This is a genomic window from Streptomyces sp. NPDC046465 (genome assembly GCF_040646035.1).
Lineage (GTDB): Bacteria > Actinomycetota > Actinomycetes > Streptomycetales > Streptomycetaceae > Streptomyces.
The window spans coordinates 19,374-45,019 of sequence record NZ_JBEYZK010000009.1 but is presented as its reverse complement, the minus strand read 5'-3'; the positions used below and the strand labels follow the sequence as shown (position 1 = coordinate 45,019).

16 protein-coding genes are annotated in these 25,646 nt (G+C 72.7%); 13 read left to right on the top strand and 3 right to left on the bottom strand.

Annotated features, from left to right (window positions below):
• Positions 1-125: 125 nt before the first annotated feature.
• The gene (locus tag ABZ953_RS15595) at positions 126-1,883 is read left to right on the top strand and encodes a discoidin domain-containing protein (protein WP_361722863.1); all 1,758 of its coding nucleotides are present in this window, start codon (positions 126-128) and stop codon (positions 1,881-1,883) included.
• Positions 1,884-2,015: 132 nt separating this feature from the next.
• Positions 2,016-3,155, top strand: a complete 1,140-nt coding sequence (locus tag ABZ953_RS15590) for a LacI family DNA-binding transcriptional regulator (RefSeq protein WP_361722860.1) — start codon at positions 2,016-2,018, stop codon at positions 3,153-3,155.
• Between the two features lie 257 nt (positions 3,156-3,412).
• On the opposite strand, the gene ABZ953_RS15585 is transcribed toward ABZ953_RS15590, so the two are convergent.
• Both ABZ953_RS15585 and ABZ953_RS15580 read right to left on the bottom strand, forming a co-directional pair.
• Positions 3,413-4,417, bottom strand: a complete 1,005-nt coding sequence (locus ABZ953_RS15585; protein ID WP_361723518.1) for a YdcF family protein — start codon at positions 4,415-4,417, stop codon at positions 3,413-3,415.
• 237 nt (positions 4,418-4,654) lie between these two features.
• Complete coding sequence (locus ABZ953_RS15580; protein ID WP_361723583.1) at positions 4,655-4,828, bottom strand: hypothetical protein; 174 nt, start codon at positions 4,826-4,828, stop codon at positions 4,655-4,657.
• Between the two features lie 134 nt (positions 4,829-4,962).
• On the opposite strand from ABZ953_RS15580, the gene ABZ953_RS15575 reads away from it, so the two are divergent.
• The 11 genes from ABZ953_RS15575 to ABZ953_RS15525 all read left to right on the top strand — a co-directional run bounded on the left by ABZ953_RS15575 (position 4,963) and on the right by ABZ953_RS15525 (position 24,780).
• Complete coding sequence (locus tag ABZ953_RS15575; RefSeq protein ID WP_361722857.1) at positions 4,963-5,595, top strand: DoxX family protein; 633 nt, start codon at positions 4,963-4,965, stop codon at positions 5,593-5,595.
• A gap of 267 nt (positions 5,596-5,862) precedes the next feature.
• On the top strand, positions 5,863-6,654 hold the full coding sequence (locus ABZ953_RS15570; RefSeq protein WP_361722854.1) for a heparin lyase I family protein: 792 nt from the start codon (positions 5,863-5,865) through the stop codon (positions 6,652-6,654).
• 63 nt (positions 6,655-6,717) lie between these two features.
• Positions 6,718-8,097, top strand: a complete 1,380-nt coding sequence (locus tag ABZ953_RS15565) for a mycothione reductase (protein WP_361722851.1) — start codon at positions 6,718-6,720, stop codon at positions 8,095-8,097.
• A 288-nt stretch (positions 8,098-8,385) separates the two neighbouring features.
• Complete coding sequence (locus tag ABZ953_RS15560; RefSeq protein WP_361722848.1) at positions 8,386-8,625, top strand: phosphopantetheine-binding protein; 240 nt, start codon at positions 8,386-8,388, stop codon at positions 8,623-8,625.
• Entirely contained in the window at positions 8,622-9,473 is an 852-nt protein-coding gene (locus ABZ953_RS15555) for a siderophore-interacting protein (protein ID WP_361722845.1), read from the top strand. The genes ABZ953_RS15560 and ABZ953_RS15555 overlap by 4 nt, the downstream gene beginning before the upstream one ends.
• Positions 9,474-9,546: 73 nt before the next feature.
• Positions 9,547-10,542, top strand: a complete 996-nt coding sequence (locus tag ABZ953_RS15550) for an ABC transporter substrate-binding protein (RefSeq protein WP_361722842.1) — start codon at positions 9,547-9,549, stop codon at positions 10,540-10,542.
• Positions 10,539-11,561, top strand: coding sequence for an iron chelate uptake ABC transporter family permease subunit (locus ABZ953_RS15545; RefSeq protein ID WP_361722839.1), 1,023 nt, complete (start codon positions 10,539-10,541; stop codon positions 11,559-11,561). The genes ABZ953_RS15550 and ABZ953_RS15545 overlap by 4 nt, the downstream gene beginning before the upstream one ends.
• The gene (locus tag ABZ953_RS15540; protein ID WP_361722836.1) at positions 11,558-12,553 is read left to right on the top strand and encodes an iron chelate uptake ABC transporter family permease subunit; all 996 of its coding nucleotides are present in this window, start codon (positions 11,558-11,560) and stop codon (positions 12,551-12,553) included. The genes ABZ953_RS15545 and ABZ953_RS15540 overlap by 4 nt, the downstream gene beginning before the upstream one ends.
• Positions 12,550-13,335 (top strand): ABC transporter ATP-binding protein, encoded by a 786-nt coding sequence (locus tag ABZ953_RS15535; protein WP_361722833.1) that lies wholly within the window; start codon positions 12,550-12,552, stop codon positions 13,333-13,335. The genes ABZ953_RS15540 and ABZ953_RS15535 overlap by 4 nt, the downstream gene beginning before the upstream one ends.
• A 1-nt stretch (position 13,336) precedes the next feature.
• Positions 13,337-23,338, top strand: coding sequence for an amino acid adenylation domain-containing protein (locus ABZ953_RS15530; RefSeq protein WP_361722830.1), 10,002 nt, complete (start codon positions 13,337-13,339; stop codon positions 23,336-23,338).
• Positions 23,335-24,780 carry an MDR family MFS transporter gene (locus ABZ953_RS15525; RefSeq protein ID WP_361722827.1) on the top strand — a complete coding sequence of 482 codons (1,446 nt, stop codon included), beginning with the start codon at positions 23,335-23,337 and terminating at the stop codon, positions 24,778-24,780. The genes ABZ953_RS15530 and ABZ953_RS15525 overlap by 4 nt, the downstream gene beginning before the upstream one ends.
• On the opposite strand, the gene ABZ953_RS15520 is transcribed toward ABZ953_RS15525, so the two are convergent.
• Positions 24,758-25,645: a geranyl diphosphate 2-C-methyltransferase gene (locus ABZ953_RS15520; RefSeq protein WP_361722824.1), complete on the bottom strand. Its 888-nt coding sequence runs from the start codon at positions 25,643-25,645 to the stop codon at positions 24,758-24,760. The genes ABZ953_RS15525 and ABZ953_RS15520 overlap by 23 nt on opposite strands.
• Between the last annotated feature and the right edge of the window lies 1 nt (position 25,646).

Here is a 25,646-nt window from a genome sequence, read left to right as displayed (position 1 = left end):
AAGGCTCCCTACCGCCGCCCCCGGCCCCCACTCCGCACTCCGCACCCCGCACCCCGCACCCCGCACCCCGCACCCCGCACCCCGCACCCCGTACCCGCGCCCTCACCCCCTCAGGAGGCCCCCGCATGCCCACAGCCCGCGCCCCCCGACCATCGGGCCGACGCCTGGCCGTACCGCTCACCGCCGCCCTGATCGCCACCGCCTGCCTCGCCCTGCCCGCGCGGCAGGCCGAAGCCGCCGGGAACGTGGTCAAGGTGACCGGGTCCCAGGGCAACTGGCAGTTGTCGGTGAACGGTTCCCCCTACACGGTCAAGGGCTTGACCTGGGGCCCGAGCGTCGCCGACGCCGACAAGTACATGCCCGACCTCAAGTCCATGGGCGTCAACACCATCCGCACCTGGGGCACCGACGCGTCCAGCAAGCCGCTGTTCGACTCGGCCGCGGCCAACGGCGTCAAAGTGATCGCGGGCTTCTGGCTGCAGCCGGGCGGCGGCCCGGGAAGCGGCGGCTGCGTCAATTACCTGACCGACACCACGTACAAGAACCAGATGCTCGAAGAGTTTCCGAAGTGGGTGCGGACCTACAAGGACCACGCGGGCGTCCTGATGTGGAACGTCGGCAACGAGTCGGTGCTCGGGCTGCAGAACTGCTACACCGGCGACGAGCTGGAGCGGCAGCGCAACGCCTACACCACCTTCGTCAACGACATCGCCAAGAAGATCCACTCCGTCGACCCGAACCACCCCGTCACCTCGACCGACGCGTGGACCGGCGCCTGGCCCTACTACAAGAGGAACGCCCCCGACCTCGACCTGTACGCAGTCAACTCCTACAACGCGGTGTGCGACATCAAGTCGGCCTGGGAGCAGGGCGGTTACACCAAGCCGTACATCGTCACCGAGACCGGACCCGCGGGCGAGTGGGAGGTCCCCGACGACGCCAACGGAGTCCCCGCGGAGCCCACCGACCGGGCCAAGGCCGAGGGCTACACCAAGGCCTGGAACTGCGTCACCGGCCACAAGGGCGTCGCGCTCGGCGCCACGATGTTCCACTACGGCACGGAGTACGACTTCGGCGGCATCTGGTTCAACCTGCTCCCCGCCGGGCAGAGGCGCCTCGCGTACTACGCCGTGAAGAAGGCGTACGGCGCCGACGCCTCGCGCGACAACACCCCGCCCGTCATCTCCGGTATGACCGTCGAAGGCGACGCCTCCAGGGTTCCCGCGGGCGGCACCCTCACCCTCGCCACGACGGCCACCGACCCCGACGGGGACGCCCTCACCTACGAAGTGCTGGGCGGCAGCATGTACATCGACAAGGACAAGAACCTGCGGCCGCTGCGCTTCACCGACGGGGGCTCCGGCCGCCTGAAGGTCACGGCCCCCGACCGCACCGGCGTCTGGAAGATCTACGTCAAGGTCACCGACGGCAAGGGCAATGTCGGCGTCGAGACGCGCTCCGTACGGGTGGTGGCGCCGCCCGTCAACGGCACGAACATCGCCCTCGGCAAGGCCGCCACCGCCTCCTCCCACCAGACCGGCGGCGGCGACTGCCCCTGCACCCCCGCGGGCGCCGTCGACGGCAGGGCGACGACTCGCTGGGCCAGCGACTGGAGCGACCCCCAGTGGCTCCAGGTCGACCTCGGCTCCAGCCAGACGTTCAGGCACGTCCAGCTCAACTGGGAGACGTCGTACGCGAAGGCATACACGATCCAGACCTCCGACGACGGGCGGAACTGGCGGGCCGTCCACGAGGTGCGTGACGGCGACGGCGGCATCGACGACTTCGACGTCAGCGGCACCGGCCGCTACGTACGCGTCCACGGCACCGCCCGAGGCACCGGATACGGCTACTCGCTCTACGAGTTCGGCGTCTACCGCTGAACGTCCGTCCCCGACCGGAGCCGCCCTGGTCCGGGCGTGCGGGCTCACGGAGACGGGGCCCGGCGTGACCAGGTCCTTCACATCGGGAGAGCGCTCTATCTCCTTGCTGGGAAGGGAAGTTAGAGTGCACGCATGGAGAGACGTCCGCTGACGCTCGAGGACGTGGCACGGGAGGCGGGGGTCTCCCGTGCGACGGTGTCCCGGGTGATCAACGGTGTGCGCAACGTCGACCCGGCCATCCGGGACGTGGTGCGCGAGGCGATCGAGCGCACCGGCTACGCGCCCAACCGTGCGGCACGCTCCCTGGTCACCCGGCGCACGGAGACCATCGCCCTGGTCATCTCGGGCGCGGGCGAGGAGGGCGCGGGCGAGGAGGGTGCGGGAGAGGAGGGTGCGGGCGAGGAGTGCGGGAGTCCGCAGGACGGCGACGCACCCGACGACGGGTATGGCGGCGGATCCGGCGGCGGCCCGCAGAACGCGTTCGCGGCCCGGGTCTTCGCCGACCCCTTCTTCGGGCGTGTGGTGAGCGGCGTGGTCGGCTATCTGCGGCCGCGCTCGATGCACCCGGTCCTCATGGTCGCCGAGAGCGAGTCGGCCAGGAAGCAGGTGACCGGCTTCCTGCGGCAGGGCAGCGCCGACGGCGCCCTCGTCGTCTCCACGCACGCGGAGGACCCGCTGCCCGCGATGCTCGTCGCCGAAGGGCTGCCCGCCGTGTGCTTCGCCCGGCCCGCTCTGCCCGTACCAGTCAGCTATGTGGACCTCGCGCACCGCGCGGGCGGGCGCCTTGCCGCGGAGCATCTCCTGGCGGGCGGCCGGCGCAGACTGGCGACCGTCACCGGGCCCCTTGACCTGGCGGCGGGACAGGAGCGGCTCGCCGGGTTCCGGGAGACCCTTGAGCGCTCGGGGACGCCGTACGTGCCGATCGCGGAGGGTGGCTTCACCCGGGGGAGCGGGGCCGGAGCGATGGCCCGCCTGCTGGCCGAACACCCTGACCTGGACGGCGTGTTCGTGGCCAACGACCTCATGGCGCAGGGCGTGTGCGAGCTCCTGCGCGAGCATGGCAGGAGCGTGCCGGGGGACGTCGCGGTGGTCGGCTTCGACGACTCCAGCGTGGCCCTCACCTGCCGGCCGCCGCTGACCACCGTCCGGCAGCCGGTGGAGCGGATGACGGCGGCCATGGCCGGGCTGCTCCTGGAACATGTGCAGGGCACTCGCACCGAGCCGACCTCGTTGATCTTCGAGCCGGATCTTGTGGTGCGGGACTCGGCCTGACGGGCTCCGCGGTCGGGCCCCCGGTCGGGCCCCGAAGATCCGTGGAAATGAATCCGTGTAAGCACATCACGGGTGGGCAGGCGACTCGATGCAGGGGTGACATCCTGCTGGGGCCGCTGAGAATGGTCAGTGGGCGGCCCCTCCTCCGAGCTGAGCGGCCGCGCCTTCGTGGGACAGGGACGCGGCCGCTCACGTTCTTTCCGTGCGCGGTGCTTCTGCGTGCGTTCTCTCTGTGCGCGGTCCGGGGCGGTCGCCGCTCAGCGCGCGGCCCAGGCCAGGATGCCGCAGAGGACGAAGAACAGGCACATGGCGACGTTGGTCCGCTTGTAGGCGACGAGAACCGCCACGAACTCGCGGATCGTCGCGTTGGGCCAGAAGTACGCGGCCGTGGTCGAGCCGACGACCTGGCCCCTGACGCCGACCCGCCGGGCGGTGAGTGCGGCACGGAAGGCGTGGTAGTTGTTCGTGACGATGACGCACCGGTAGCCGGGATCGGCCTTCTCCATGATCGCCTTGCTGAACCGCAGGTTCTCCTCCGTCGTCGTCGACCGGTCCTCCCGCTCGATCAGGCCGGCGGGAAAACCGCGCTCCGTGAGGTAGTCCGCCATCGCGTGGGATTCCGGAAGCTCCTCGTCCGGCCCCTGCCCTCCGGAAGCGATGAGCACCGGCGGATCACCGCGCCCGCTGAGTTGCGCGTGCACCTCCCGCGCCCGCAGGAGACGGCTGGCAAGCAGCGGCGGCACCGTGGACCCGCCGACGAGCCCTGAGCCCAGGACGACCACGTAGTTCGCCTTGCGGCGGATGCGCAGGCGGCCGTAGAGAAACGCGTACACGACGAAGCTCAGGAACAAGAACGAGAGGTAACAGGCGAGCCCGAGGGCCGCCACCCCCACGCCGACCAGCACGGGCGTCCGCAGGACGGCTGCCGTGATCACCAGGGCCACGACGCCGACGACGCACAGCGCGCCCATCAGGGAGAGCAGGTTGGAGGGGCTCCTGCCCTCCTTGCGGACCATGTGCAGGCCGTTGATGAAGAGCAGGCAGACGAGCACGAGGATGCCGAGGGCGCCGAGGCCGAGCAGCGCGGCGGCCACGACCCTCCCCGTCGTGGAGCCGGCCGTGACCAGTCCGTACATCCAGGCGGCGAGCCCGCAGAGGGCGGCGAGGCCCAGGAACACCGCGTTGCCGAACCGGCGGCTCTCGCGCGCCATGCGCCAGCAGAAGACGAGGAGGATCAGGGCTGCGGGGGCGTAGAGCAACATGCGCACGGGACTGAGGACTCCTGGATGTCTGAGGACGTCTCGCGGCACGGCCCGTACGGCGCGCGGGAGGCCGACCGTCCGGCCGCGGCGCACCAACTATCCATGAAGACCGGGGCCGCGGCGACACGCGCCGATCTCCGCCAGCTCTTGCTGAGCTCCTTGCCCTGCTCTCCGCTCAGCTCTTCGAAAGACTTGTCCGGCGCGTGTGGGCACCGGATCGGAACGCGGCGGTGCGGCTCAGCGTCGGCCGCGCAGCCGGGCCAGGAGCGAGCGGGCCTGGGCGCGCTTGCGCGGGTCGGCGGCGGCGCGGCGCACCGTATTGACGGTCTGTCGGCCCTGCGGGGTGCGGCTGTACGCCTTGAGCCGTGCGAGCAGTCCGGCCATGAGGTCCTCCCAGGCTCTCACCGCCATGGCGGCGGGGTGTTGTCCAGTTGCTGCTCCCGTACCCCGAGCCGCTCCGGTGATGCGGCCCGGCGACCGCGGATCCGCGACCGGCCTGGCGCGAAAATGTGTCTGAGCGCGGCTTTTGCGGGCAGCCGGAAGGCATGGCTGTTCTCAGGAAATGCGCACGCCCGATGCTCGCCTCCGTCTTCGTCACCGGCGGGCTGCAGACCGTTCGCGACCCGCAGCGCGCGGCACCCGCCGCCGAGCCCGTCGCGGCTTCCGTGAGCTCCCGGATTCCCTGGCTCACCGAGGACCCCGAAAAGCTGGTCCGCATCAACGGCGCGGTACAGCTGGGTGCCGGCCTCATGCTGGCGACCGGGCGCCTGCCGCGCTTCGCCGCCCTCGCGCTCGCGGGCACGCTGGTGCCGACGACCCTGGCCGGGCACGCCTGGTGGAAGGAGAAGGACCCCGAGGAACGGGCCGCTCAGCGCACCCAGTTCATCAAGAACGTCTCGCTGTTCGGCGGCCTCCTGATAGCGGCGGCCGACACGCACGGCAAGCCGTCCGTCGCCTACCGCACCCGCGCCGCGGCCACGACCGGCCGACGGGCGGCCCGGCGCACCCGGCGCGATGCCGTCGACGCGCTGAGCGGGGCGGCGGACGGCGCGGCGGGGTCGGTCCGCTCGCTGTCCGAGAGCACCGCGGGATCGGTCCGTGCGCTGTCGGAGAACGCCGCCGACACGGTCCGCTCACTCTCCGAAAGCGCGCAGCACGCCGTCGCGCGGCATCGGTGAACGGGCGGTAGCGGGCGGCCGGTACGCGGCGGGCGCCTCGGTGGCACGCCGCCCCGGCTGCCCGGCTGCCCGGCTGCCCGGCTGCCCGGCTGCCCGGCTGCCCGGCGGCGCAGCGGAGCTGTGGAGTTGGAGGTTGAGGGGCCGGGGAGTCGGGGAGTTGTGAAAGGTTGAGACCAGTGTTGTGCAAGCGCTTGCTGGTGCTGCGAGCTGGTGACACTCTCGGCCGGAGTCCGATTCCGCCACCCCCACACCTCGCAGGAGCACGCCGTGAACAGGACCGGGAAGACGCTGACCTCGGCAGGCGGCATCGCCGTCACCGTCCTCGCGGCCTGGGCCTTCACCGCCCCTGAATCCTTCGGCATCTCGGCCGCTCCCGCCCCGCACGCGCGTACGGGAAAGTCACCGGACGCCGAACCGGAGGCCAGAAGTGTGCTGTGGGACGGGGACGCGTCGAACGGTCTCGGTGTCTTCGGGACCACCCTGTGTGACTCCCCGGGAAGCGTCACCGTCGACAACTGGGGCGGCTCGCGCGGCGACATCTTCAAGTTCAACAAGCCCATCGGGGTCCCTCGGTGCGAGGCGCACAACGTACGGACCGCGAGCGGCGAGTACGCCTGGCGCGACGGGCGCACCTACTGGTTCGGCTGGGACTCGATGACCAAGACGGGCGACGCCCAGACGGTCTTTCAGTGGAAGTCGAACGGCACGAACGACCAGCACAGCCAGAACTATCCCGTGATCATGAAGGTGGAGGGCGGGAAGCTGAAGGTCTGGTACGTCGCCCCCGGCGAGGAGTGGACGTCCATCGGCTCCGCCGCCTGGTCCGCCGGGGCCTGGCACGCGATCCAGCTCGGCGTCACCACCAGTTCGGGCAGCTCCGGGAAGCTCTCCGTCTATCTGGACGGCCACGAGATCGCCTCCCGCACCGGCGCCCGCACCTGGGACGACCTGGGCAACAAGCCGCGCTGGGGCACCTATTGGGGCACCGACACGAGCACGGCGTCCATCAACTGGATCGACGGACTCGCCCTGGGGGAGTCCCGGGCGGACGTGGACTGACGGCGCGGCGCGGCCGCTGTCCATATGAGGTGTGTCGAGGGCATATCTGGATACGCTCCGCATATGCCACACCATGATCTTGTCATCCTCGGCGCGGGCACCGGCAACGCACTGATCGACGACCGCTTCTCGCATCTGGACGTCGCCTTCGTGGCGGAGGGCCCCTTCGGCGGCACCTGCCTCAACGCGGGCTGTATTCCCAGCAAGATGCTCGCCGTGACGGCCGAGGTGGCGGACGGCGTCCGGGAGTCGGGTCGGCACAACGTACGGGCGACGCTGGACGGAGTCTCCTGGCCGGCCGTGCGGGAGCGGGTCTTCGGAAGGCTCGACGCCGTCGCGCGGGACGGCGAGAAGAGCCGCCGGGCGTCGGACCGCACGACCGTGTACCGCGGGCGCGCCCGCTTCACCGGCGAGCGCGAGCTCCTGGTGGAGACCGCGGAGGGAACGTCGTCGGTCACCGCGGACCGGTTCGTCGTCGCCGCGGGAGGCCGCCCCGCGGTCCCGCCCGTGGTCACCGACTCCGGGCTGCCCTACGAGACGTCCGACACCGTGATGCGCCTCGACGAGGTGCCCGGACGTCTGGTGGTGCTCGGCGGCGGCTACATCGCCGCCGAACTGGCCCACGTCTTCCACTCGGCGGGCGCCTCCGTCACCGTCGTCGAGAAGCAGGACGGGCTCCTCGCCGAGCAGGACGAGTCGATCGCCTCCGCCTTCACCGACATCGTGCGCCCCACGTACGACTTGCGGCTCGGCCGTGAACTGGTGCGCATGGAGGGGCGGCCCGGGGAGCTGCGGCTGACCCTCGACGACGGTTCGGTGATCGAGGCGGACACCTTGCTCGTAGCCGTGGGCCGCGAGCCCAACAGTGACCGGCTCGACCTGGACCGGGCGGGCATCACCTGTGACGACGACGGCCTGATCGAGGTCGACGCGCAGCTGCGCACCAGTGCCGACGGGGTCTGGGCGCTGGGTGACATCATCCCCGGGCCGCCCTTGAAGCACGTGGCGAACCGCGAGGGCGAGGTGGTGGCCCACAACCTCCTGCACCCCGACGAGCCGCGCTCGATGTCCTATGACGTGGTGCCCGCGGCCGTGTTCGCCCGCCCGCAGATCGCCCAGGTGGGGCTCACCGAGCAGGAGGCCCGCGAGCAGGGCCGGGAGTACGTGGTCGGTTCGCGCCGGTACGAGGACGTGGCGTACGGCTGGGCGCTGGAGGACACCCAGGGATTCTGCAAGGTGCTCGCGGACCGCGCCTCGGGGCGGCTGTTGGGCGCGCACGTGCTCGGGCCGCAGGCCGCCACTCTCATCCAGCCGCTCGTCCTCGCCATGACCTTCGGTCTGACGGCACGGGAGGTCGCCGAGCGCCCGCTGTGGATCCACCCGGCGCTGACCGAGGTCGTCGAGAACGCGCTGCGCGAGCTGGATGTGTCGGAGGGCGCGTGACGGTGCGGCGCACGGCTGCCGCGGTCAACGGGCGGGTCGAGGGAGGTCCCTTGACCCGCCTCCCCTTTTCACGCCACCTTCATGGTTAGGTTAGGTTAGCCTTCCCTGAGTAGTGGCGGGGGTGGAGTCGGCGCTGCCGTGCGGCGTGGGCTTCATCCCCTCTCCCTCCAGGGCGAACGCCTCACCGGGCTGCGCGCATGCGCCGCCGATCACTGGCGTCGGCATCACCACCGTCCCCGCCGACGCGTCGATCGCGCCGTCGGCGCCCGTCTCGAAGGAGAGCCATCGATGAGCCAGACCCTGACGCCCGAGCGCGTCCGCGCCGACATCGCGGAGCTGCTCGACTGCGATCCCGCCGAGATCGTGCCGGGGGAGGACCTCTTCGACCTCGGCCTGGACTCGGTGCGGATCATGAGCCTGGTGCAGCGGTGGCGCACCGCGGGAGCGACCGCGCTGGAATTCCCCGACCTGGCCGAGCAGCCCGAACTGGGCCACTGGACGGAGCTCCTGACGGGTCGTGCCGCATGACCAGGGTCGACCACCGGCACCGTCACCTGGACCGGATCGCGGAGGTCCGGGCGGGCCTGCACGCCGAGAAGGTGGGCTATCCCATCGGCATCCGGGAGGCCGAGGTCGTGCGCACGGCGATGGTCGGCGCGGGGCTGCTGCGGCTGACCCTGGGCGGTGCGGGCACCGAGGGATTCGAGGCCCACGCGCCGGACGAGCACGTGAAGCTCATCTTCCCCGAGGCGGACGGTGAACTGCGGCTGCCCGAGCGGAACGGGGCGATGCTGCGCTGGCCGCGGCCCGCTCCCACCTCCCGCGAGTACACCGTGCGCCGCTACGACCCGGCGACCGGCGAGATCGACATCGACATCGTCCCGCACGACGGCGGACTCGCGTCGGACTGGGCGCACGAGGTCGAGCCGGGCGCCGTCGTGCACCTGGCGGGGCCGCCCGGTGGCCTGATCGTCCCGCACACGTACGACCGTTACCTCCTCGCGGGCGACATCACGGCACTGCCCGCGATCGCCCGCTGGCTCGAGGAGCTGCCGCGGACCGCGCGGGGCTGGGCCTTCATCGAGGTCGCCGACGCCGCCGAGGAGATCGAGCTGTCCGCGCCCGAGGGCTTCGAGGTGCACTGGCTGCACCGGGACGGCCTCCCGGCGGGCACCGGCGGCGCGTTGGAGCGGGCCGTGACCGCGGTGACGGTGCCGACGGGCGAGCGGGCGTACGTGTGGGTCGCCGGTGAGGCGGGGCAGATCAAGCCCCTGCGCCGGTGGGTCCGCGACGTCCTGGGGCTCGGCAAGGCCGACCACGACATCACCGGCTACTGGAAACGCGGCATCGCCGACTTCGACGAAGACGACCACTGACCGACCCGGGTGGCCGGAGCGAGAAGGATCATCAACTAAGGTGAGCCTTACCTAAGTAGCAGGGAGCGAAAGAATGTCCATACGCAGATCGTCGGGTCTGATAGGAGCCGTGGCGCTGGCCCTGGCCCTCACCGGTTGCGGTTCGTCGGACGGCGGGTCGGACGACTCCGGGAAGGGCGGGACCCGGGAGTTCGCCGCCGACAACGGCAAGATCAAGATCCCGTCGGACCCGAAGCGTGTGGTCGCCACCGGCTATGCCGTGCCCGTCATGATCGAGGCACACGCGCCGCTGGTCGGCGTCTCGTCGTGGAAGCGCGGCGAGCCCATGATGAGCAAGCAGGACCTCGCCACGTACGAGAAGCTCCCCAAGGTGGCGGGCGAGCAGGCGGCCGAGACCAACTACGAGGCCGTGGCGGAGGCCAAGCCCGACCTGATCGTCATCGGCGTCCCCGCCCCGGTCCTCGGCGACATCGACGTCAAGCGCCTGGAGTCCATCGCCCCGGTGGTGGCGATCGGCCCGACCGTGCCGTCCATGTGGCGCGAGCAGTCCCGTCAGCAGGCCGACGCCGCGGGCGCGCTCAAGAAGTTCGACGCGATACAGGACACGTACGAGGCCAAGGCCGCGAAGCTCGCCGAGAAGTACAAGAACGTGCTCCCGAAGCTGAAGCTGGGCCACGTCGGCGCGTACGGCGAGAGCGCGAAGGGCACCTGGCAGCGCGAGTTCGGCCGTTCCTGGGGCACCAACATCGCCGAGGACGTCGGCGCCAAGTACTACGGCAAGGTCAAGAAGAAGGGCCCCGGCTCGCGCGCGGTCAGCGAGTACCCCTCCCTCGAAGAGCTGCCCGACGCGCTCGGCACCGCCGACGCCATCACGTACTCCGTCAACGCCGACGGCAGCGTCCCGCAGCCGGTGAAGTACGTCATGGAATCCAAGCTCTGGAAGAACCTGCCCGCCGTCAAGGCGGGCAAGACCTACCCGATCCGCTACACCGAGGCCGCCACCTACGGGCAGGCCATGCAGACGCTGGACGCGATCGACACGTCGCTCGCTCCTCTCCTGAAGCGGTGACCGTCGCGGGCCGCGCCCCCGATGCGGTCGGAACCAGGCGGCCCGGCCCGCGGATCGGCCTGCTCATAGGGGGAGTCGCACTCCTCGCGGTGATCGCCGTGCTGAGCATCGGCGTGGGCGCCCGGCACATCTCGCCCGCCGAGGTCGTCCGTGCGCTCCTCGACTACCGGGGCACCGACGACCACGTCATCGTGCGAGACGTCCGGGCGCCCCGCGCGCTGCTCGCCGTCGCGGTGGGCGCCGCCCTCGCGGTGGCGGGCGCGCTGATCCAGACGCTGGCCCGCAACCCGCTGGCCGAGCCCGGCATCCTCGGTGTCACCGCGGGCGCCGGGTTCGCCATCACCGTCGGATCGGGCCTCGGCCTGGCCGCGGGACAGTCCGGCCAACTCGCCTTGGCGATCAGTGGATCGGTGCTCGCCGCGCTGCTCGTCGCCGCGGTCGGGCGCCGCTCGCCGCTGCGCCTCGTGCTCACCGGAGTGGCCCTGACCGCGGTGCTCGGCGGCGTCTCGCTCGGCCTGCGCCTGATGCTCCCCGACACCTTCGACGTCTACCGGTTCTGGTCGGTCGGATCGCTCGCGTCCCGCGAACAGGCGCCGCTGGCCCTGCCGTTGACCGCCATCGGGGTCTCCCTGCTCGGCGCGCTGCTGCTGAGCAGGGCGCTCAACGCCCTCGCCCTCGGCGAGAACGTGGCGCGGACCCTCGGCGCGGGCGTGGTCCGCGTACGGACCGCCGCACTGGTCCTGATCACCGTGCTGAGCGGGGCGGCGACGGCGGTGGCAGGACCGATCCTGTTCGTCGGACTGATCGTGCCGCACCTGGTCCGCAAGCCCGCCGGAGGCTCGGTCCCGTGGCTGATCCTCTACTCGATGGTCCTCGGCCCGATCCTGCTCCTGATCGCCGACATCGGCTCGCGGGTGCTGCTGACCACCGGCGAGGTGCCGGTGGCCGTCGTCACCGCGTTCCTCGGCGGCCCGATGCTCATCTGGGCCGTCCGCCGCTACGGAGCGGGGTCGCTGTGAACGTACTCGGACTGCGGGCCGAACGTCGCACGGTGGTACTCGTCGCCGTGCTGGCCGCCCTGATGCTCGCCCTGGGTTTCACCGGACTGTGCTACGGCGCGTCCTGGTCCACCCCCGATGAGGTGCTCGCCGCGCTCACCGGCAGCGAACCCTCCGTCGTCATCTCGGACTGGCGGCTGCCCCGCGTGCTCGCCGCACTGGTCTTCGGCGCCGCGCTCGGCGTGGCCGGGGCCATCTTCCAGAACCTCACCCGCAACCCGATGGGCAGTCCGGACGTGATCGGCCTCGACGCGGGCGCCTACACCGGCGCCCTCGTCGCCATCACCGTCCTGTCGGGCACCTCCGCCCAACTGGCCGTCGGCTCGGCGCTCGGCGGCCTCGTCGTCGCGGCCGCCATCTACCTGCTCTCGTTCGACCGGGGCTTCTCCGGGCTGCGCCTCGTCGTCATCGGCATCGCGGTCAACGCGATGGTGACCGCCGTCAACTCGTGGATCGTGCTGCGCGCCGACCTGGAGGTGGCGATCGCCGCGGTCGGCTGGAGCGCGGGTTCGCTCAACGGCGTGGGCTGGGAGGACCTGACGATCCCGTTCACGGTGATCGCCGTGCTGCTCGTCCTGATGGCCACCCGGGCGCACGCCATGCACCAGGCCTCGCTCGGCGACGCCGTCGCGGTGACCACCGGGGTCGGCCTCGACCGGCTGCGGCTCGTCATGGTCCTGGTCGGCGTCGGCTGCACGGCCACGGTGACCGCGGTGGCCGGACCGATCGCGTTCATCGCGCTCGCCGCCCCGCAGATCGGCCGCAGGCTCGCCGGCGCCGCCGGAGTCCCCCTGCTCCCCGCCGCACTGACCGGCGCGGTGCTGCTCCTGGGCGCCGACCTGATCGCCCAGATGCTCCTCGCCCCCGTCGCGCTGCCCGTGGGCGTGGTGAGCACCGCGATCGGCGGCTGCTACTTGATCTGGCTGCTGACCAAGGAGGTGAGGCGCGCATGACCGCACGCCTGACCGCGCGGGACATCACCCTGCGCTACGGAGACCGGGTGGTCTCCACCCGGCTGAGCCTCGACGTCCCCGACGGCGCGTTCACCGCCATCGTGGGCCCCAACGGCTGTGGGAAGTCGACCCTGTTGCGGGCGTTCGTACGCCTGCTGCGCCCCGACAGCGGACACGTGGAGCTCGACGGCCGCCAGGTCAGCGCCTACCCGGCCAAGGCCCTGGCCAAGCAGCTCGGCTTCCTGCCGCAGGACCCACAGGCCCCCGACGACATCAAGGTCCGCCAACTGGTGGGCCGCGGACGGTTCCCCTACCAGTCGCTCCTCGCGCTCTGGTCGGCGGACGACGAGAAGGCCGTCACCGAGGCGATGGCCGCCGCGGGCGTCACCGACCTGGCCGACCGGCCGGTGCAGGAGCTCTCCGGCGGACAGCGGCAGCGGGTCTGGATGGCCATGGTGCTCGCCCAGCAGACGCCCTACCTGCTGCTCGACGAACCCACATCCTTCCTGGACATCACCCACCAGTACCAACTGCTCGGCCTGCTGGCCCGGTTGCGCGACCAGGGCCGCACGGTCATCGCCGTCCTGCACGACATCAACCAGGCGTGCCGCTTCGCCGACCACCTCGTCGCCATGAAGGACGGCCGGGTGGCCGCCGAGGGCGACCCCACGGACATCGTGGACGCCGCGCTGATCAAGGACGTCTTCGATCTGCCGAGCGTCATCGTCCCCGACCCGGTGACCGATACGCCGATGGTCGTCCCCACACTGCAAGGAGAATGAGTTGAGCACCGCAAGCGTCTCCTCGGACGGCCCGCTCCCCCTGACCGGCGCCCAGGTGGGCATCTGGAACGCGCAGCGCTTGGAGCCGGACTCGCCGTACTACGTCGTCGGCGACGTGGTGGAGATATCCGGCGACACACCGGTCGACGTCGACGCGCTGGCCGAGGCGGTCCGGGCGACCACCGAGGAAGCCGAGACCCTGCGCTTGCGCGTGCACGACACCCCCGACGGGCCGCGCCAGACGGTGAGTCAGGACCCGGTCGCACCGCCCGAGGTGGTCGACGTCAGCGGCGCGCCCGACCCCGTCGCCGCCGCCCACGCGCTCGTCGACGCCGAGCGGGCGCGGGCCGGTGAGGCCTGCAAGGGGATGGTGGACCGCCCGCTGTACGCGCGGACCGTCATCCGGCTCTCCGACCGCGAGGTCTGGTACACCCAACTCGGCCACCACCTCGTCTTCGACGGCTACACGGCCGCGATGCTCGCCCGCCGCACCGCCGCCCGCTACACCGCCCTGGTACAGGGGACCGCACCGCGGAAGTCGACCTTCGGCGGCTTCGCCGACTTCGTCGCCGCCGACCGCGCCTACCGGGAGAGCGACCGGGCCGCCGAGGACCGCGCGTACTGGGTCGAACGGTTCACCCCGCTGCCCGACCTCGGCGAGAGCGACGCCGCCGCCGGCGCTCCCGACGCGACCCTGACCGCCCGCGCCGCCCTCTCTGCCGAGGAGACGGACCGGCTGCGCGCCTTCGCCGACGAGCAGGGCGTCACCTGGGGCGAGGCACTCATCGCCGGCTACGCCGCGTTCCTGCACCGCATGCTGGGCCGCACCGACGTCGTGTTCGCGCTGCCGCTGATGTGCCGCGCGGGATCGGTCGAACTGCGCACCCCCGCCATGGCGGTCAACGTCCTCCCGATGCGTGTGAGCGTCGAACCCGGCGACGGGCTGGGCGTGTTGAGCCGCCGCGTCGCCACCGCGATGAAGGAGATGCGCGACCACCAGCACTACCGGGGCGAGGACCTGCCCCGCGACCTCGGCGTGCCCGGCGCGGGCGCGCTGCTGCACGGCCGCGGGATCAACCTCAAGGCCTTCGACCTGGCCCTCGACTTCGCCGGAGCGAGCGGCGTGATGCGCAACGTCGCGGGCGGCCCGCCGGAGGACATGGGCCTCAGCGTCCTGCCCGCCCGGGACGGCGGACTGCTGCTCGGCTTCGAGGTCGACGCGCGGACCAACGACCAGGCCTCCGTGGACGCCCTGCTGACCGGGGTGCGGGCCCTCCTTTCGGGCCTGATCGCGGGGGAGCCCGTCGGGCGGATCGCCCTCACCGACGACGTGGACAGCCTCCTCGCGGACTGGTGCCCGCCCGCCCTGCCCGGCACCCCGGTCGACGTACCGGCCGCGTTCGACGCGATGGTCGCCGACGGCCCCGATCACCCGGCCCTGATCTGCGGCGACGACCGGCTGACCGCCGCCGAACTGGCCGACCGGGTGCACCGGATCGCCCGCGCGCTGCGGGCCCGGGGGCTCGGCCCCGACGACGTCGTGGCGCTGGCCCTGCCGCGCTCCGCCGACTCCGTCGTCGCCCTGCTCGCCGTCCTCGACGCGGGCGCCGCGTTCCTGCCCCTGGACACCGCGTACCCGCCCGAGCGGCTGCGCGACCTGCTCGACGACACCCGCCCCGCCCTCGTTCTGAGCGCCACCGACGCGGTCGAAGGACTGCCGTGGAACACCCTGCTCGACGAGGCCGCCGCACTCTCCGCAGCGCCGCTCACAGCCGGTGAACTGGCCGCGCCCCGCCACCCCGAGCACCTCGCCTACGTGATCCACACCTCCGGCTCGACCGGTCGCCCCAAGGGCGTCCTCGGCCGGGTCGGTGGCCTGGCATCGCTCCTGCACCACCAGCGGTCCACCGTCGTCGCCGAGGCCGAGCGCGCCGCGGGCAGACGGCTGCGCGCCTCCCACACCTACTCGTTCGCCTTCGACTCCGCCTTCGACCACCTGGTGTGGCTGCTGTGCGGCCACGAACTGCACGTCTACGACGCCGAGACCATCCGCGACGCCGACGCCCTGCTCGCCGCGTACGCCCGCGACGGCATCGACATCGTGGACACCACGCCGTCGATGGCCACGCCGCTGATCGACGGCGGCCTCCTCGACCGCGGGCCGACGCTGCTCGTCCTCGGCGGCGAGGCCACCCCGCCCGCCCTGTGGCGGCGCGTGCGCGACTCCGGCATCGCCGCGCGCAACATCTACGGGCCCACCGAAGCGACCGTGGACGCGGCCACCGCACGCATCGAAGGCGACGAGCCGACGATCGGCCACCCCCTCGCGGGCACCCGCGGCTACCTCCTCGACAGCGCGCTGCAGCCGGTGCCGCACGGCCGGACGGGCGAGCTGTACCTGGCGGGACCGCACCTGGCGCGCGGCTACCTCGGCCGCCCCGGTGCCAGCGCCGAACGGTTCGTCGCCGACCCCTTCGGCGCGCCGGGCCGGCGCATGTACCGCACCGGAGACCTGGCCCGCTGGGTGCCCGGCCGGGGCCTCGCATACCTGGGCCGGGGCGACGGCCAGGTCAAGATCCGCGGCCACCGCGTGGAGACAGGCGAGGTCGAGGCCGCACTCGGCGCGGTCCCCGGAGTCACCGCGGCGGCCGCCACCGTGCGCTCCTCCCGCCTGGTCGGCTACGTCGTCGCCACCTCCGCCACCTCCGCCACCTCCGCCACCGGAGACGTCACCGGTGACGCGGTCCGCGCCCGCCTCGCCACGCACCTGCCCGACCACCTGGTGCCCGCGGCCGTTGTGGTCCTCGACGCCCTCCCCCTCACCCTCAACGGCAAGCTCGACCGCGCCGCCCTGCCCGCCCCCGCCTCCGCGGGCGGCGGCCGGGAGCCGCGCACCGAGCGGGAGCGGCTGCTTTGCGCCGTGCTCGCCGAGGTGTTCGACGTCGAACGGGTCGGCGTCGACGACGACTTCTACGCACTCGGCGGCGACAGCATCACCGCCATCACCCTCAGCAGCAGGCTGCGGGCCAAGGGCCTCGCGCTGCGGCCCCGCGACCTCCTCGCCCGCCGCAGCTTCGCCGCGCTCGCCGCCTCCGCGGGCCTGGTCGAGGACGCCGCCGAGCCGGTCGACGAGCCGATGGGACCCGTACCCGCGCCGCCCATCGTGCGCGGCCTGCTCGACCCCCACCCGGACGTGGACGTCGTCGCCGGGTACGCGCAGTGGACCGCCCTGCGCGTCGACGAACTCGCCCACGCCGAGCTGGTCGTGGGCGTACAGACCCTGCTCGACCACCACGACGCGCTGCGGCTGCGCGCGGACGACGGCCTTGAGGTCCTGCCCCGCGGCGCCGTACGCGCCGTCGTCGACGAGGTCCACGGCGACGACGCGACCGCCCTGGCCAGGCGCCTCGCCGGGCAACTCGACCCGCGCTCCGGCGACCTCCTGCGCGCCGCCCTGCTCCGCACCGGCGACGGCACCCCCGACCGCCTGGTCGTCGTCGTGCACCACCTCGCCATGGACGGCGTGTCCTGGCGCATCCTGCTCCCCGACCTGTACGCCGCCTGCACGGGCGGCACGCCGGAGCCGGCCGGATCGTCCTGGCGGCGCCACGCCCTGCACCTCGCCGAACAGGGCGAGTCCGGCGCACGCCGCGGTGAACTCGACCACTGGCGTACCGCGTTGGGCTCCGCCACCCGCCTCGGCGCTCGCCCCCTCGACCCGGCGAAGGACACGGTGGCGACCGCCCGCCGGTCCCTCACGGTGGCCTCGCCCGAGGCGACCGAGGCGCTGCTGACCACCCTGCCCGCCGCCTACCGTGCCGGTGTCGACGAGGTGCTCCTCGCCGCACTCGTGCTCGCCCTGCGCGCCTGGCGCCCGGCGGACGACGCGGTGACGGTGTCGATGGAGGGCCACGGCCGCGAACACCTCGACCTGTCCCGCACGGTCGGCTGGTTCACCAGCGAGTACCCGGTCCGCGTGCCCGCCGCCGACGGCGTCGGACAGGTGCTGCGCGCGGCCAAGGAGGCCCGGCGCGCCGTCCCCGGCAACGGCATCGGCTACGGGGTCCTGCGCCACCTCGACCCGCAGACCAGCGCCGAGTTCACGGCCGTCCCGCCGCCGGACGTCCTGCTGAACTACCTCGGCCGGTTCACCTCGCTGCCCGGCACCGGATGGCGACTGCCGGAGCACGACGCCTTCTCGGTGGTCGAGCCCGACGCCAAGGCACTCGAACAAATCCTCGCCCTCAACTGCTTCGTCCACGAGGGCGAAACACCCCGGCTCGCCGTCGAATGGACGGCAGCCACCGAGGTGCTCGGCGCCGACGCCGTGACGGCCCTGCAGGACGCCTGGGCCACGGTGCTGGACATGCTGGCCGAGCACGCGCGCCACACCTGTGGCGGGCTGACCCCGTCGGACCTGCCCCTTGTCGGCCTCGACCAGCCCGCCATCGACGCCCTCGAACGCGCCGGCCGCGTCATCGACGTCCTGCCCGCCACGCCCCTGCAGGTCGGGCTCTCCTTCCACACCCTGATCCGCGACGACCAGGACGCCGACGTCTACGTCGTACAGGCCGTGACCACCCTCGTCGGCGAGCTCGTACCGGACCGCATGGCCGAAGCCGCCCGCGAACTCCTGCGCCGCCACCCCGCCCTGCGCGTGTACCTGGCCACGGCCGGGGACGACGTCGTGCAGGTGATCCCCGCCGACGTGGCCCTGGACTGGCGGCAGGACGACCGCTTCCCCGAGGCCGCCCGCGCCGAGTTGGAACGCCCCTTCGACCCGGCACGCCCGCCGCTGATCCGCTTCCTGCTCTCCCGGGTCGGACCCGCCGAGCACAAACTGGTGATCACCAACCACCACGCGCTGCTCGACGGCTGGTCCATGCCGCTGGTCGGCCGCACCCTGCTCGCCCTCTACGCCGAGCTCAGCGGCGGACCCGCAGCACCCGTGGCGCCGCCGCTTCCGGAGTACTTCAGGTGGCTTGCGGACCGGGACCACGACGTGGCGCTCGCCGCCTGGCGGGACGCGCTCGCCGGTGTCGACGACGCGACGCGCCTGGCCCCCGCGAGCGCCGGGACCGGCGTCGAGCGGCCCGGCCGTGAAACCGTCGCCCTCGGCCGCGAGTTCAGCGACCGCCTTCGCACCTTCGCCCGCGAACAGGGCGTCACCCTGACCACCGTCCTGCAGACCGCGTGGGGCCTCCTCCTCGGCAAGCTCACCGGACGCCGCGACGTCGTGTTCGGCTGCCCGGTCTCCGGACGGCCCGCCGAGGTCGACGGCGTCGAGTCGATGATCGGCCAGCTCGGCACCACCATCCCGGTCCGCGTCCGGCACACCCAGGACCAGAACGCGACCGACCTCATGGCACAGGTGCACGCCGAGAGCGTCGCGCTGGCCGAGCACCACCACGTGGGCCTGCCCGAGATCCAGCGGGCGGTGGGCGTCGGCGAACTCTTCGACACGATGCTGGTGATGGAGAACTTCCCGCTGTCCAGCAGGAAGCGCACCCCGCTCGCCCCCGGCCTCGACCTGGCGGGCGTGGACATCACCGACGCCACGCACTACCCGCTGACCGTCATCGTGATCCCCGACGACGAGATCACCATCGGCCTCGGCTACCAGCCGCGCGCCTTCGACGGGAGCGCCGTGCGCGACTACGGCCGCTGGCTGCACAACCTCCTCAAGGAGATCGTCGACGACCCGGCACGCCCCGCCCTCGGGCTGCCCGCGCTCGACCCCGAGGAGCGGGCGCGCATTCTGCGCACCGGCACCGAGATCGTGCCCGCCACATCGCGCGGCCACTGGCTGACGGAGTTCGCCGCCTGGGTGGACCGCAAGCCCGGCGCCGAGGCCCTCGTCTGCCGCGACCGCAGCCTCACGTACACCGACCTCGACCGGGCGGCCAACCGCCTCGCGCAGGCGCTCATCGCGCGTGGAGTGCGGCCCCAGGACCCGGTCGCGGTCCTGCTGGGCCGCGACATCGAGATGACCGTCGCGCTGTTCGGCGTGGCCAAGGCGGGCGCGGTGTACGTGCCGATGGACGCGAGCTACCCGCAGGAGCGCCTCGCGTACATGTTCGACGACATCGCACCGGCCGCCGTCGTGACGACCGGCGCCGAACTGCCCGTCGCACGCGAGATCCCCGTCCTGCGCCTCGACGACCCGGCCACGCTCGCCACCGCCCCGGACACCGACCCCGCCGAGGCCCGCGCCAGGCTCACCGACGACGCGCTCGCCTACGTCATCTACACCTCGGGCACCACCGGCAGGCCCAAGGGCGTCGGGGTGACCCACCGGGGCGTGCCCGACCTGATCGCCCTGCAGGAAGAGGTCATCGGCGTCACCGAGCACGACCGGTACCTGCACTTCGCCTCGACCAGCTTCGACGTCGCCTTCTGGCAGACCATGGTGCCGCTCCTTTCCGGCGGCACCTCCGTCATCGCCCCCGAGGAGGTGCGCGTCCCCGGCGACGAACTCCTCGACTACATCGTCGAGCACCGGGTGACCGGAGTGAACCTGCTGCCGTCGTTCCTGGCCGCCATGCCCGACGACCGCACCGTCGACCCCGACGTGTTCTTCGTCGTCGGCGCCGAGCGCCTCGACCCCGAACTGGCCCGGCGCTGGGGCAGCGGACGCCGGGCGCTCTTCAACGCGTACGGGCCGACCGAGGTCACCATCAACTCCGTGACCTGGCACTACGACCCGGACGACGCAGGACCGCTGCCGATCGGCCGCCCCGACCCCAACGTCCGCGCCTACGTCCTCGACGGCGGGCTCCAGCCGGCCGGCGACGGCGTCACGGGAGAGCTCTACCTCGGCGGGCCCAGCGTCGCCCGCGGCTACCTCGGCCGCCCCGGCCTGACGTCCGAACGGTTCGTCGCCGACCCGTACGGCCCGCCCGGCGAGCGGATGTACCGCACCGGCGACCTCGTGCGCCGGCGGCCCGACGGGCAACTGGTCTTCCTCGGCCGCGTCGACCACCAGGTCAAGGTCCGCGGCTTCCGGGTCGAGCTGGGCGAGATCGAGTCCACGCTGACCGGCCACCCCGACGTACGGGCCTGTGCCGTGATCGTGCGCGAGGGCCGGCTCGTCGGCTACGTCATCCCGACCGACGACGCCGACCTGGACACCACACAGCTACGCGCCTTCCTCGCCGACGAACTCCCCGACCACATGGTCCCCACGGTCCTCGTACCCATCGACCGGCTGCCACTGAGCCCCAGCGGCAAGCTCGACCCCACCGCGCTGCCCGACCCGGAGACGGTGACCACGGCGCGCCGCGAACCCGCCACCGAAGCCGAGACGGTGCTGCTCGGCGTCTTCCGGGACGTCCTCGGCACCGACGCCATCGGCCCCGACGACGACTTCTTCGCCATCGGCGGCGACAGCATCGTGTCGCTGCAGGTCGTCTCGCGGGCCCGGCGCCAAGGGCTCGGCCTGACCGCACGCGACGTGTTCGAGGGCGCCACGGTCGCCGGGATAGCGGCGCGCGCCCGCACCCTCGACGCCGGTGAGGCGCCCGCCATCGGCGACGCCCCGCTGACCCCGATCATGCGGGACCTGCTGCGCCGCGCGGGAACCGCCGCCGCCGGGTTCTGCCAGTGGACGGAGATCTGCGTCCCGCCGGGCGGCGACGAGGAGACCTGGCACACCGTGCTCGACGCGGTCCTGGCCCGGCACGACGTCCTGCGGGCCCGCCTCACCGACGACGCGCTGCACATCCCGCCGGCCGGGGCGGTGACCGGCGCCGACATCCTGACCCGCATACCGGCGACGGACGACCCGCGCGCCCAGCTCGACTCCCACACCGCCGCGGCCTGCGCGTCGATGGACCCGCGCACCGGCCCGCTGCTGCGCGCGCTCTGGCTCGACGCCGGACCCGACCGGCCCGGCAGGCTCGTCCTGATCGCCCACCACCTGGTCGTCGACGGCGTGTCCTGGCGCATCCTCCTCGACGACCTGGAGCACGCCCACGCAGGCGGCACACTGGCCCGGCACGGCCAGTCGTTCCTCGGCTGGGCGCGCTCGCTGCGCGAGGCCGACCGGCGGGCCGAACTGCCGCACTGGCAGCGGATGACCGCCACCCCGGCCCTCGCCGGGCGCCCGCTCGACCCCGCAAGGGACACCGTGGCGACGGCACGCCACCACGAGATCCGGCTCGACGCGGGCACGACCCGCGCCCTGATCACCACCCTGCCCGCCGCCTACCGCAGCACGCCGGACGCGGTGCTGCTCACCGCACTCGCCCGCGCGGTACGGGCCTGGCGCGGCGTGCCCGAGGTGCTCGTCGCGCTGGAGAGCCACGGCCGGCCGCGGCACGTCGACCTGTCCCAGACCGTCGGCTGGTTCACCGCCGTCCACCCCGTACGGCTGCACGCCGACGACGACGTCAAGGAGGTCAGGGAGCGGCTGCGCGCCCAGGGCGACGCTCTCGGGCACGGCATCCTCACCTCCGCGGGCCTCCTCGACCACGTGGCTCCGGACATCGCCTGGAACTACCTCGGTCAGTTCCCCGGCGCCCCGTCCCGCGAGACACCGTGGCAGCCGGCCCCGGACGCAGGCCCGCTCGGCTCCGGCGGCACCGACGCGCTGCCCCTGCCGCACAGCCTGATGGTCAACGCCCTGGTGCGCGACGAGGCGCTCGGGGTCCGTATCACCTGGCCGTCCGCACTGTTCACCGCGGCGGAGGCCGAGGACCTCGCCGAGTGCCTGCGGGCCGCGCTCCTGCACCTCGCCGCCGCACCGGAGATCAGCGCGCTCGACCGCGATCAGCCGATCGCCGGGGTACAGCCGCTCACCCCGCTGCAGGAGGTGATGCTGCGGCACTCGCGCACCGAGCGCCCCGACCCGTACACCGTGCAGTCGGCGTTCACCCTCGCGGGACGGCTCGACACCGACGCCCTGAACGCCGCGGGCGCCGACCTCGTCGCCCGCCACCCGAACCTCGGCGCCGTCTTCCCCGCCGACCTGGCGGTGATCCCCAAGTCGCCGAGGCCGGACTTCCGCGTGGTCGACGGGGACGCCGAGGAGGTCCTCGCGGCCGACCTGGCCGAGCAGTTCGACCTCGCCAGGGGACCGCTCCTGCGCCTGACCGTGATCCGGGACGGAGCCGAGCGCGCCGACCTCGTCATGACCAGCCATCACGTACTCTCCGACGGCTGGTCGGCCCCGCGCATGCTCACCGAGCTGTTCGACCTCTACACGGCGCGGCTGCGCGGTACGGCGCCGGAACTGCCCGCCCCCGTACCGTTCGGCGACTACCTGCGCTGGCGCGCCGACCACGAGCCCGACCTCGACACCTGGGCCGCCGAGCTGGCCGGGCTGCCCGAGGGCGACTACCTGAGCGACGGCGAACCCGGCCCGGCCTGGCAGGAACCCACGCTCCTCACATTCGACGCGGAACTGGTCGCCGACCTCACCCACCTCGCCGCGCGGCGCGGCCTGACCCGCAACACGCTGGTCCAGGGCGCGTGGTCCGTCCTGCTCGCCCGGCGCTCCGGGCGCACCGACGTGTGCTTCGGCGCCATGGTCGCCTGCAGGCCGCCCGAGCTGGAGGGCGTCGAGGAGATCGTCGGGCTGCTCGCCAACACCGTGCCGGTACGGGCCCGGCTCGACGGCACGCTCGCCGATACGCTCGCCGATCTCCAGTCCCGGCAGCGGGCGTTGGTGGAACACCACCACGTCGCCCTCTCCGACCTGGAGCGCCGGACCGGGCGGAGCAGGCTCTTCGACAGCCTGGTGGTCTTCGAGAACTACCCGGTCGACCCGGACCGCCTCCGCGAACCCGCCCCCGGCCTCACCGTCGTCGGCACTCGTTTCCGCGAGTCCACCCACCACCCGGTGACCCTCACGGTCATGCCGGAAGGCGACGGCTGGACCGGCGTGCTCGCGCACCGGGCCGGGGTGGACGTCGACGGGCTCGTCGGCGAACTGCTCGACGTCATGCGCACGTTGGACAAGCACCTGGACACCGACGTCCGCGACCTCCTGGAGGGCCGATGACCGGGGACGCCGCGCCACCGGCCGAGCGGGTGGACGGACAGCTGCTGCGGATCGCGTTCATCCTGGTGCTCGGCACCTTCATGGCCACGCTTGACGCCACGATCGTCAGTGTCGGGATCGACCGCCTCACCGAGGAGTTCGACGCCTCCGTCGCCGACATCCAGTGGGTCAGCACCGCCTACCTGCTCGCCGTCGTCGCCGCCGTGCCCGCCTCCGGCTGGCTGGCCGACCGGTTCGGCGGCCGCCGGACCTGGCTCGCCGCCGTGGCAGTGTTCCTGCTCGGCTCGGTCCTCTGCGCCCTTGCCTGGTCGGCGCCGAGCCTGATCGTGTTCCGGGTGATCCAGGGGCTCGGCGGCGGACTGCTTCCCGCGACCGGGCAGGCACTCCTCGCCCGCATCGCGGGACGCCACCGCACCGGCCGGGTGATCAGCGTCGTCGCCGTCGTCCCGCTGCTCTCACCGGTGTTCGGGCCGCTGGTCGGCGGAGCCATCCTCGGCATGGCGTCCTGGCCGTGGCTGTTCCTGGTCAACCTGCCGATCGGCGCGATCGCGGTGCTGCTCGCCCGCCGCCACGTACCCGACGTACCGCCGTCGACGCGGCGGACGGCATTCGATCTGCGGGGAGCCGCGCTGCTCTCGCCCGGTCTCGCCGTGCTGGTGTACGGGCTGACCGAGGTCGCCCACGGCCGTACCGTCCCCGCCACGATCGGTGTGACGGCGGGGATCGCGATGCTGGCCGGGTTCACGGTGCACGGGCTGCGCACCCGCGCCACCCCGCTGGTCGACCCCCGGCTGTTCACCCGGCCGCCGTTCGGCGCCGCGGCGCTCGCGCTGCTCGTCCTCGGCGCGTCGGTGTTCGGTACGACGTTCCTGCTGCCGCTGTACTTCCAGACGGGGCGCGGCCTCACGGCGTGGGAGGCGGGCCTGCTGCTCGCGCCCCAGGGCCTTGGTGCCGCCGCGGGATCGGTCCTGGTCAACCGCACCATCGACAGGGTGGCCCCGCGCACCCTGGTGGTCATCGGCATCGTGCTGATCCTCGCCGGTACGGTCCCGTTCACCCAGCTCGGCCACGAGCCCCCGGACGCCGTGACCATCGCGGCGCTCGCGGTCCGCGGCGTCGGCATGGCCATGATCGGCGCACCCGTGATGAACATCGTCTACAGCCGCATCGAGCCCGAGCACCTCCCGCGCGCGTCGGGAGCGCTCAACCTGCTGAACACAGTGGGCGGTTCGGTGGGTACCGCCGCCCTCGCGGTGGTCCTGCAGAACCGCCTCTCCGAGCGGGGCACGGACATCCCGTCGGCGTTCGGCGACACCTTCTGGTGGGTGCTCGGCTTCTGCCTTCTCGCGGCGGCGGGGGCGACGCGGCTGCCCCGTGGTCCGGCGGACGCGAACCCGCCGGACCCCTCTCCCGCCGGCGTCAGACGCGGTCCGCCGCGATGAGGAGGTACTGGAAGGACCCGTCCCGATAGGAGTTGATGAACGCGTCCTCGATCCCCGTCACCAGCGACGACGTCGCGCGCAGCTCCCAGTAGGGCAGCGTGTCGGGGGTGAGGTCGATGACGGCCTGCGGCACGAGGCGGTTGTCGGCCATGGCGCGCAGGTACTCACGGCGCGAGTGGATGTTGCACTCGAAGTGCGCGTTGATCTGGGAGACCCACTTCGAGGGCTGGCCGTACCGCGGGTTCCAGCAGCCGGTGATGGTCGCGTAGCGCCCGCCGACCTTGAGGACGCGGGAGTGCTCGGCGAAGAGGTCCTGCAGGTCGACGTACATGCTCGACTCGTTGTTCCACGAGGCCGCGGCCTGCCCGGTGTCGAAGGGCGTGGCGAGCATGTTGCAGACGCGGGCGCGGACGTGGTCCTGGATGCGGAGTTCGTGGGCGCGCCCGTTGGCGAAGTCGGCCTGCTTCGCCGAGAGCGTGACACCTTCGACCTTGCATCCGAAGCGCTGGTGCGCCATCACCATCGAGCCGCCGCGGCCGCAGCCGGCGTCCACCACAGTGTCGTCACGGCCGATGTCGCCGAGCTGGCCCAGGAGGAACTCGGCCTGCGCCGACTCCAGCCGGTGGAGCTCGGCGATCAGCTTCTTCTCGCTCTCACTGTCCCCGGCGTCGCCGAGCGCGGTCCGGTCGACCTCACCGATCCCGTAGTGGTGGTGGTAGAGGCCGTCGACATCGCCGAGACGCAGGTTCACGGGCCTGGCCTCGCCGTCCCAGTAGCGCGCGATGTCCCCCTGGTAGGGCGTCGCCGGGCCGGGGATGCGCAGCGGGGTCGCGGCGGCGGGGGCGGTGAGTTCGGTGCTGGTCACA